This window comes from Dialister sp. CAG:357 (assembly GCF_000435155.1).
GTDB classification, from domain to species: domain Bacteria; phylum Bacillota; class Negativicutes; order Veillonellales; family Dialisteraceae; genus Dialister; species Dialister hominis.
This window is the reverse complement of the sequence record NZ_FR896456.1, coordinates 15,821-25,577: the sequence shown is the minus strand read 5'-3', so window position 1 is coordinate 25,577 and position 9,757 is coordinate 15,821. Positions and strand designations below refer to the sequence as shown.

Here is a 9,757-nt window from a genome sequence, read left to right as displayed (position 1 = left end):
GCAACAAAATGATTAACCATTTTGTCACAGCCCCCTTTTGATATACATAAATCACTATTTGTAATTGACAGGCTGGATGGTTTTATGCTCATCAGAGACCCAGATGGTATAGGCGCCAGGGACCTGGATGCTGTAGGCATTCTCGCGGTCTGTGTATTCCTTAACGAACGGATCGTCCTCTTTCTTCTGTACGATCATGACGCTGTCAGGGCTGACCAGGAGTGTTTCGTAGGACATGAACGGCATGACGTTCTTGGCATGCCAGGAAAGGCCGCCCGGTTCGAGGTCGTCGATCTCATCTCTCGGGACTGCTCTGTAAATATCCTTTCCGCTGTAGAAGACGGAAGACGTACGGTAGTCACCGACGAAGGCAATGGGGGCTTCGCCTGTATTCATGTGTTTTAAAGCGAGTCCGACTTCCTTGCCGGAGTGCTTCAGCATGATGGAAGGCGCTGCCAGGAAGGTGAGGGCGATGAGTACGACGAATGTGCCAAGCGCTGCTTTCTCGATGCGAAGGGAAATATTCTGGTAAAGGATGGCTGTCAGAATCGCCATGGAGAAGAGGGCGGGGAAGGTATATGTCGTGTACTTGGTGGCAATCAGTTCAAAGAAGACGAAGACGCCGAGCGCATAAAAGGCAAGGAGCTGGGTAGCGTCTTTGGCGCTCCTGAAGTCCAGTTTTCTTTCCTTCCATCTTTTGTAGAGGGAATAAGGAATGAAGATGCTCCAGGGAAGGAAGCCTACGAGGTAGACGATGATGTAGAAGTACCATGTATTATGGGACGGGTGCTCGGAAACCGTAGCGCGGAGGAAATTGTGGACACCGAGGAAATTCAGGATGAAATCATTCCCGTGGATATGCCACATGATGCCGTACCAGGGAGCTCCGATGAGAGCAAAGAGGATGAGGCCGGAAATCAGGTGGACATGGAGCATTTCACGGATGTCCTTCTTATAGAGAAGGAAGAGGACGCATCCAAGACCCGGGAGAAGGATTCCAATCGGTCCCTTTGTCAGTGTCGCAAAAGCGGCTGCCACATAGCAGAGGTAGTAGTACTTCCTGTTTTCTGCATATCCCAGATAGAAGAAGGCGACAGCAGCGCTCATGAAGAGGTAGAGCGTGGTATCCGTGATGACGGATTTGGAAAGGATCCATGTTTCTACGGAAACACCGAAGATCAGGGCGGAGAGCCAGCCGATCTTTTCTCCGTATACTTTTCTGGAGAACCAGTAAGTAAAGAGAAGGGACGCCGTGCCCATGATGGCAGCCGGGAGGCGCGCAGCTGCTTCGTTGAATCCGAAGACGGCAAAGGACGCTGCCAGTTCCCAGTAGTAGAAAATTGGCTTGTCATACCAGAAACGGCCGTAAATCTGAGGGGAAATCCAGTCGCCGGACAGGACCATCTCGCGGGCTGTTTCCGCATAATTGGCTTCTGCCGTATCCGTGACGGACAGAAGGTTGTTTCCTGCCAGATACAGGACAAGCGACAGGATGAGCAGCACCGCATAGGGATGACTGCGAATGAATTTGGACATGAAGCGCCTCCAAAGGATACAATTGCGGGCCGGTCAGGAGCGTATCATACGGCCGGTCACACGGAAAGAAAAAATAATCATCGCCATGGGAAAGGTCTTTCCGCACTCTTTCCCAAATTTTTCTATACCAAGCATACATGGCGGTCTTCAAGGAAATGACAAAAAATCTTAAACAAAAAATAAATAGGATAAAATGGAACTTGCATGAAGTTTTTTCCATGCGTATCATTAAGATAAGAAAGTCCATGAAAATGTTGGACTTCTGGAAAGAGGGATGGACATGACAATACGAATGAGGATGATTCTTTCCCACATACTGGTATGCGTGCTTCCTATCATCATGACGCTTTTCGTGCTTGCTTCATCCCTCGCGGGATTGATCCTGTATGCGAAGGCAGGCAACCATGTCATGCCGGAAAGCGATTATCAGTTTGATACGATCACAAGGGCGCTCAGCATGGATATTTTCCATACGATGCGCCATGGAGGGGATCCGCAGGATTTCCAGTGGCTCGTGGATATTGTGGACCCGGTGCAGACGTACGTGATCCTGACCCGTGACGGGGAAGTGATTTACGGATACGGCAATGAAGCGCTCAGGGGCGACATCATCCGCATGCGTCTGGGAATCAGGGATAATATTGGAATCGATAAGTCCAACAGCATTTTCAGCCTGACGGAAAACGGCAATTATGACTATATGGAGCGGCAGCTGATCCGCGGTCATGAGTATGACCTCTATGTCGCTGCGCGCCAGCCTGTCGGCAGGAATGACAATGCCATTGAAAAGGCTTTCCAGGAAGCGAATAAATTCGTCGGCATCTGCCTTGTGATTTTCATCCTCGGCACGAGCTGGTTCCTGTCCCGCTTCCTTATCAGAAGGATTGTCAATCCGCTGAAGGAATTAAAGAGAGGGTCTGAGGAAATCCAGGAAGGAAATCTGGATATTCATCTCCATTACGACAGGTTCGATGAATTCACGCCCGTCATGGTGGCGTTCAACCTGATGAGCGAGAAGCTGAAGGAGTCCCTTGAAGAAAGGGAGAAGGACGAGGAGAAGAGAAAAGAACTCATCGCAAGTATTTCCCATGATATAAGGACGCCTCTGACATCGATCCGCGCCTACGTCGAAGGGCTTCTGGACAATGTGGCCGATACGCCTGAAAGAAGGAAGAAGTACCTCCTTGTCATCCAGAAGAAGGCAGACGTCCTGGAGCGCATGATCGAGCAGCTGATGCTTCTGACGAAGATGGACGTCGGAGAGAAAGTCCTTCCGCAGGAATCCATCAATCTGTCGCATCTCACGAAGGAAATCATCGATGAGAACAAGATCAGCTGGGAGAAGAGCGGGGCTGAATTTGAAACGTTCCTGGAAGACAATGTTCCGATCAAGGGAAGCCATCTACTCCTGGAACGCATTATGGAAAACCTTGTGACGAACAGTCTGAAGTACAAGACAGAAGAGAAGGTCAAAATATTTGTGACCGTCAGGAAGGAAAAAGGCAGAGCCATATTCAATCTGGCGGATGACGGGCCGGGAGTTCCGGAAGAGGCGCTTGGGCGTCTTCTGGAAGCCTTCTACCGGACCGATAAGGCAAGGAGCAGGACGGAAAATGGCAGCGGGCTTGGCCTGGCCATCGTAAACCGTGCTGCGAGCCTCATGCATGGCGAGATAAAAGTAGAAAACAGAAAGCCGCACGGGCTTTCATTCACGATTTCATATCCATTGGAGGGGGACCATGACAAAGAGAATACTGATCGTTGAAGATGATGATGATATTGCTTCCATTGAGAAGGATTACCTTGAAGTCAGTGGCTACGAGGTGCATGTCGAGGAAGACGGCGCAAAGGGGCTTTCCGAAGCGCTGACGGGCATTTATGACCTTTTCCTCTTAGACGTCATGCTTCCTAACATGGACGGCTTTGAAATCTGCAGGAAGCTTCGCGACAAGACAGACAAGCCGATCATGCTCGTCACGGCAAAGAGGGAAGATATCGACAAGATCCGCGGCCTTGGCTATGGGGCGGACGACTACATCGCAAAGCCGTTTTCCCCGGGCGTCCTTGTCGCAAAGGTCAAGGCGCAGCTGGCGCAGTATGACCGTCTCAAGGGGACGAAGAAGGAAACAAAGCGCATCACGCTCGGCGACATCATGCTGGAACCGGATACGAGAAGAGTCTGGGTCGACGGCAAGGAAAAGGAACTTCCGAACAAGGAATTCCAGCTCCTTGAATTCCTGATGGAACATCCGGATGTCGTATTCAGCAGGGAATCCCTTTATACGCGCATCTGGGGCCTTGATTCCCTGGGAAATACGTCCACCGTGCCGGTCCATATCAACAGGCTTCGTGAAACCGTGGAAAAAGATCCGGCCAATCCACGTCACATCATCACCATCTGGGGCGTAGGATATAAATTCAAACCGTAAAAGACATTAATCAGAGGGCTGTGACGAAATGTACAATCATTTCGTTACAGCCTTTTACATTTTCGGCTTCCTGAAAAGAAACAGGGGGAGAAGTATCGAAATTTCTATGTGAATTCTTTTCTCGAAAGTAAAATCGTTGTATACTAAATGGTACAGTGATAGTTGATTCAGGTTTCATTCCTGGGAAAGGACGCGGGACCAGCCGGCCTAAATTTGTCAGGCTCTGCCCGTGCTTTTCGAGTACATGAAAGCACTCTTTACATTCTGGAAAGAAAGGTTATTATGATACTACTTCAGATTCTGTGGGATGATATCCTGCCGCTCTTTGCCTTCATCGGGGCAGGGGTGTTTCTGGACAGCAAGTTCAAGATCGACATATCGACGTACAGTCGCCTGACGATCTGGGTCGTGCTGCCCTGTTTCATTTTTTACACGATGTACCGGTACCACTTCGAATCGGATGATCTTCTGATGATTCCTGCGGTGCTCATCCTTCTGGCGGTCATGTATTTCCTCTCGATGGGAATGGCGCATATGTTTCATCTGGGAGGGGCGGAAAAGGGCGCTTTTGAAGCCGTTTCCTCCTTCTCGAATGCCGGCCATATCGGAGCAGCTCTGGCTGTCATGATCTTCACGCATCCGCCCTTTGCTACGGAAGCTGGCAGCGCGCCGCATCTTGCTGAAGCCATGGGGACGATGGTCATCATCATGATTGTCATGAATATTGTCGTCAATACATTCGGCGCAGCGCTCATCAGAAGCCGCGGGTCGACGGTCAAGGAAGTCCTCTCCTTCATGGTGAAGATGCCGGCCCTCTATGCGGCCATCCTTGCCATCCTTGTCAGGAGCGCAGGCATCCATCTCGAGCATACCTTCCTCTGGCCGGTCCTCACGCATTTCAATGGCGCTTTTATCGTCCTTGTCACCGTCACGATCGGTCTTCAGCTTCACAGGAGCAAGCTCAGGAAGCCGGACCGTTTCATCCTTGCCACGTCTTTCAATAAGCTCATCCTCTGTCCGGCCATTGCATGGGGCGTCCTGACTCTCTTTGGCGGCGCCTTCAGCCCGATTGCTTCGCAGGTATTCTTCATCTGCGCAGCCGTCCCGTCTTCTATGGCGCTCATCATTTACGGCGTCGAATACGGTGAGGATGCAGGCCTTGTGACGCAGTCCGTTCTCTTCAGCACGGTTGCCGGCGCTCTGACGCTGACGTGCATGATTTACCTCGCGCGGGTTCTTTTCCCGCTGGCAGGCTGAGGAGGGAACGATATGGCATTCTTACAGATCATTACAGACAACATCCTTCCGCTTCTCGTATTCGTGGCAATCGGATACCTCATGGACAGGAAATTCAATATGAACGTCGCATCGCTCACCAAGCTGACCTTCTACGTCGTCCTTCCATGCTTCATTTTCTACAGCATTTATGTCGCCAAATTCAATATGGCGATGTTCAACGTATTCCTTCTGGCATGCGCCCAGATGGCGGTCATTGCCATTTTTGCCTGGTTCGTCGGAACGCTGCGCGGCTTCGCACCGTCAAAAATAGAAGCTTTCAAGAACGGCACTATGTTTTCCAACAGCGGAAATATCGGCATTGCGCTGATTGCTCTTGTCTTCACGAATGCGCCCTACGTCATTGACGGCAAGACGCCCTACCTTGCGGAAGCACTGGCAGCAGCCACACTGATGCTCGTCGAAATGAACATGACGCTCAACACGATCGGCCTGTATCAGGCAGGCAAAGGGAGACTGACACCGAGAGACGCCCTTTCCGTCGTCTTCCACATGCCGGTCGTCTATACGCTGGCTCTTGTCTTCTTCATCAAGTACATCGGCTTTGATATGCGCGCGGCCTTCCTCTGGCCAGTACTTCAGAACTGCGCCTCGGCTCTTGTCGCCATCGTCATGATTGCCCTTGGCATGCAGATCCACAGGAGCAAGGTCTCCTTCGGGGATATCGACGCATGGCTCGGAAGCGGCATCCGCCTGATCTTTGCTCCGATTTCCGCGTACATCCTGATTCACGTATGGGGCTTCTTCGGCATCGAATTTTCGCAGGCCGTCAATCAGACGATTCTGATCATGTCGTCCGTTCCAGCCGCCGTCAATTCCGTCCTGTACGCTGTCGAATTCCAGAACTGCGAAGACTTTGCGACCGAGCTCGTCATGATGAGTACGTTCCTCTCCTGCATTACCATGACAGGAACCATCTTCGTAGCAAGACTTCTCTTCCCGATCTGAGGATAGGGATTCAATGAATAAGCATTAAAAAAAGATGTGCACCCATTGCGGTGGCACATCTTTTTTGTTGCTTTATTGCTTACAGTATCCCTTTCACGCGAAGTTTGATTCTCTCGAAGAAAGAAAGCTTTTCAAGGCAACGGATTCTGGCGGCGCGGACGATGTCCGTGACTTCCATCCGTTCTTCTTCGGAAAGAGGTCTTCCGGAGAAGCGGGCATGGATGAGGATGTCCAGCATCCTGTCGAAGTTTTCAAATCTCGGGTCGAGGGAAAGTTTCTTCATTTCTTCATACGATGCGTTTTCCGGGATACCTGCCCAGAGGGAGAGGCGGGAAATGTAGTCGAGAAGGTCGTTGAAGCCTTTCTTGTCCTTCACGGCGCGGTCAAGGATCTTCGGTACCCTTCTCATCTTCATGATCGGATAGAGGGAAAGGAGAAAGAAGAAAATGATGACCGGGATGATGACGGGAAGGAGGGAGGAACGAGGAGAAACCTGCTGGGCCTGTTTGGGAGCCGGCTGCTCTTTGGGCTGGGGCTGAGACTGGCTCTGCTGCTGTTGCTGCTGGTCCTTCTGTCCGTTATTATCAGGCATCGTTCCTTTGGAATCCTTCGGATCCGACGGTGCATCAGGGGCACCTGTGTTGTTCCTCTTCTTGTCTTCCTGATTCGGGAACGGGTTTTCTGCGCCTTCGATGCCAGGTGTCACTTCGCAGGGGCGCCAGCCGATGCCATCGACGTAGACTTCTGCCCATGCGTGGGCATGGCGGTCATTGACGCCAAGCTTGTGAAGGCCCTGCGGCGAAAGCGAAGCACCGTTGATTTCATTCTTATCGACGGAAAGGCCGGACACGTAGCGGGCAGGAATGCCTGACTCGCGGAGCATCATGACAGCGGCGGAAGCAAAGTAAGTACAGTAGCCTTCGCGGCTCTCCGTCAGGAAGTAGGAAATGAAATCCTTGCCTTCCGGTGTCTTTCCCGGGTGCGTCGTGTACTTGTAGTTCTTGGCAAAGAAGCGCTGGATCTGTTCGACGCGGGCGCGTTTCTCAGCCATCGTTGTGACCTTCGTCAGTCCTTCCACCTGTTTCAGGGCGGGTTTTACTTCATCCGGCACAGTCAGGTAGTGGGCATAGACGAAATTGCGGTAAAGCGCTTCGCCGTTTTCATATGTCCTGAAGTAGGCATCGCCTGTCCGTTCATTGTCATAGAAGGAAAGGACGGCGCCTTCCGGATAGTCCCAGACATAGGTGCTGTATGCTTTTCCTTCGCGGCTGACTGGCGCGCGGTCGTAATCAAAGAGAGGAGCGCCGAAGCTGGCATCATACGGGAGCAGGAAGTAGCGGCTCTTGTCGTAGACGGCATCGACGGCGAAGTCCTTCTTGAGGAGCGGCACCTTCACTCTTTCAGGCAGGTAGTTTTCAAGGCTTTGCGAAAGGGCAGGGCTTCTGGAAACGACTTCCATGAGCCATGCGCCCTGGTCGTACCATTCTCCCTGATTTCCCTTGAAAAGGGTAAGGACGTCGTCATAATCACCGGCCGGAAGTTCCTTCCACTGGTTGTCCTTATAGACGCTTCCATGCCAGCTCCTGAGGTACATGCGCTTCGTCGCGCCGGCCGATTCGATATCGGCAATGATGCGGCCCGTGTAGCGCACGCCCTGTGTATCGCCCAGTTTCCCGGTGCCGGCTCCCTTCATCATGCCCGTGTAGGCATTGCCTGCGTAGAAGATCGGATCATAGGGATCCGTCATGGAGAGGATCGTGTCCTGCGCGCGGGCGAGGAGACGGGGCTGCTCATAGCGGGAAGGCGGGATGACGAGGGAGAGGGCAGCGCCAAGGATGACAGCGGCAATGAATGCGCCGACTTCCGGATCGCCCTGGCCCTTGTTTCCAAGCATCGCAGGCGTCGTCAGTGCATAAGCGCCCAAAAGGATGATGGAAAGCGTCGGCGGTTCGAAGCCGAAGTAGAAGGAGAAAAGAATGGCGGCCAGGGATAGGAGCGTCGCGATGACGCGTCCGAGCCTTGCGGTCGAACCGTAAAAGAAGATCCAGGAAATCGCCATGAGGAGGAAGGTCCTAGCCGGCAGCGGACTGAACCGGATGAGGAGCTTTGGTACTTCCATATCAAGGTTGTAGGCTTCGTTCAGATTCTGGATGAAGGGAATCGAAGCCGAAAGGGCACTCTGGTACAGCGTCCCGTAGGAGAGGAGGAGCGCTGTCGGGAATGTCATGAAGAAAATGAGGAGGACAGCGGTCCTTCTTCGAAAGCCGGCCGCCATCGTCAGGACGGAAAGCGCAAAGACGATGAAGGCGCCGCTGATTCCCATGAGGTAGCCGTAGGATCCGATGAGGGAAAAGACCAGATGGATCAGGCCGAAGGCGCCGAGCGCGGAGATGAAGGAGATGGTAACGTACTTCCTTGTCATGTTCCGCCTCCCATCGCGCGCATGATCGCGTCTTTTCCGGAAAGCTGCGCTTCCCTGGAATCCCTGGTGCACCAGATGACCGGGTGGAGGGACGGGGAAACGGAAGGCGCCGGATTATCTGTCATATAGAGAATCGGGACGTAAGGAGAAAGGCCGCCTGCTTTCAGAGCGTCTTTCCTGCCGCCTGCCAGGAAGGAGGCGATGGCATCGGACCAGTCTTCCTGATTTCTGATCATCTGTGTGATGACCGAGCCTGTGCCTGCATTCCATGCGAAGAGGAAATTCATGCGGGATGCGCAGAGGGCAAGGCCGGCGGAATAGAGTGCGTCGCACAGGAGGTCGCGTTCATCCGGTTTTCTGGCATAGTCAGCGGCAAGGACCAGGTTCGTGCCTTCGGCGGGATACATGTCACGCACATAGACATCGTCTGTTCTGGCGGTCACCTTCCAGTTGATCAGGTGCGGATTGTCGCCCGGCTTGTACAGCGTGGCACCGAAACGTTCCGGTTCATCGCTTCCTGCAATGAGGCGGAGCGTCTTCATCGTTGCCTTGTATTCACCCATCTTGAGCGGAAGGACGATGATGGATACATTTCCCGCATTGAGGGTAAATGTATGGAAACCGAAGGGATCGGTCCAGCGGATATGCGCCTCGCCCATGTCGAAGCGTCCGCAGTGGGAAGCCGTGCGGCGGAAGATGAAACGGATGCCGCCGTCAAAGGAGACTGTCTCATCGGACGTTTCCGCACCAAGGAGTGCTTCCGGCGATGAAAGGAGGGAAAGGAACGGGCCTTCAAGTGTCAGCTGTGCTTCGGCCAGGTGGCCGCGAAGGAGCCGGGCCGGTACTTTGATAGAAAGTCTCAGCCGTTTCCTGATCCAGTACATCGGAAGGATTGAAAGCAGGGGCGCAAGGATGAGCATGACGGCCATGAGAAAGGCTGCATACAGGTCATAGATCGTCATGACAAAGATCGCCGCGATGCAGATGAAAATATAAAGGAAGCGCCTCATTTAGTCCTCCTTCAGAGAGGGGCGCGGCACGGAGGAAAGGATGGAAGCCAGGACCGAGCCAGGCGTCTTTCCGGCAAAGCGGGCGTCGCCCGTCAGCGTCAGGCGGTGGGTCAGCG

The 9,757-nt window shown here is 52.9% G+C and carries 7 protein-coding genes; 4 read left to right on the top strand and 3 right to left on the bottom strand.

Annotated features, from left to right (window positions below; translation table 11 throughout):
* Positions 1-54: 54 nt before the first annotated feature.
* A complete protein-coding gene (locus M3200_RS07550) occupies positions 55-1,536 on the bottom strand; it encodes an ArnT family glycosyltransferase (protein WP_022382925.1) in 1,482 nt (493 codons plus the stop codon).
* Positions 1,537-1,816: 280 nt separating this feature from the next.
* Between M3200_RS07550 and M3200_RS07545 the strand changes: the two genes are divergently transcribed.
* From M3200_RS07545 to M3200_RS07530, 4 genes are all read left to right on the top strand, one after another.
* On the top strand, positions 1,817-3,301 hold the full coding sequence (locus tag M3200_RS07545; protein ID WP_022382924.1) for a sensor histidine kinase: 1,485 nt from the start codon (positions 1,817-1,819) through the stop codon (positions 3,299-3,301).
* A complete protein-coding gene (locus M3200_RS07540) occupies positions 3,276-3,965 on the top strand; it encodes a response regulator transcription factor (RefSeq protein WP_022382923.1) in 690 nt (229 codons plus the stop codon). The genes M3200_RS07545 and M3200_RS07540 overlap by 26 nt, the downstream gene beginning before the upstream one ends.
* Positions 3,966-4,247: 282 nt before the next feature.
* On the top strand, positions 4,248-5,222 hold the full coding sequence (locus tag M3200_RS07535; protein WP_022382922.1) for an AEC family transporter: 975 nt from the start codon (positions 4,248-4,250) through the stop codon (positions 5,220-5,222).
* Positions 5,223-5,234: 12 nt separating this feature from the next.
* On the top strand, positions 5,235-6,209 hold the full coding sequence (locus tag M3200_RS07530) for an AEC family transporter (RefSeq protein ID WP_022382921.1): 975 nt from the start codon (positions 5,235-5,237) through the stop codon (positions 6,207-6,209).
* 79 nt (positions 6,210-6,288) lie between these two features.
* Here the strand turns inward: M3200_RS07530 and M3200_RS07525 are convergent, their stop codons facing one another.
* Complete coding sequence (locus tag M3200_RS07525; protein ID WP_022382920.1) at positions 6,289-8,631, bottom strand: transglutaminase domain-containing protein; 2,343 nt, start codon at positions 8,629-8,631, stop codon at positions 6,289-6,291.
* Positions 8,628-9,641 (bottom strand): DUF58 domain-containing protein, encoded by a 1,014-nt coding sequence (locus tag M3200_RS07520; RefSeq protein ID WP_022382919.1) that lies wholly within the window; start codon positions 9,639-9,641, stop codon positions 8,628-8,630. Before M3200_RS07520 ends, M3200_RS07525 begins: the two co-directional genes overlap by 4 nt.
* Positions 9,642-9,757: the final 116 nt, after the last annotated feature.

Excerpts from the sequence above, each read along its gene's own strand:
- M3200_RS07540 (WP_022382923.1), top strand. The coding sequence starts at position 3,276 with ATGACAAAGAGAATACTGATCGTTGAAGATGATGATGATATTGCTTCC.
- M3200_RS07545 (WP_022382924.1), top strand. The coding sequence starts at position 1,817 with ATGACAATACGAATGAGGATGATTCTTTCCCACATACTGGTATGCGTG.
- M3200_RS07520 (WP_022382919.1), bottom strand. The coding sequence starts at position 9,641 with ATGAGGCGCTTCCTTTATATTTTCATCTGCATCGCGGCGATCTTTGTC.
- M3200_RS07530 (WP_022382921.1), top strand. The coding sequence starts at position 5,235 with ATGGCATTCTTACAGATCATTACAGACAACATCCTTCCGCTTCTCGTA.
- M3200_RS07525 (WP_022382920.1), bottom strand. The coding sequence starts at position 8,631 with ATGACAAGGAAGTACGTTACCATCTCCTTCATCTCCGCGCTCGGCGCC.
- M3200_RS07535 (WP_022382922.1), top strand. The coding sequence starts at position 4,248 with ATGATACTACTTCAGATTCTGTGGGATGATATCCTGCCGCTCTTTGCC.
- M3200_RS07550 (WP_022382925.1), bottom strand. The coding sequence starts at position 1,536 with ATGTCCAAATTCATTCGCAGTCATCCCTATGCGGTGCTGCTCATCCTG.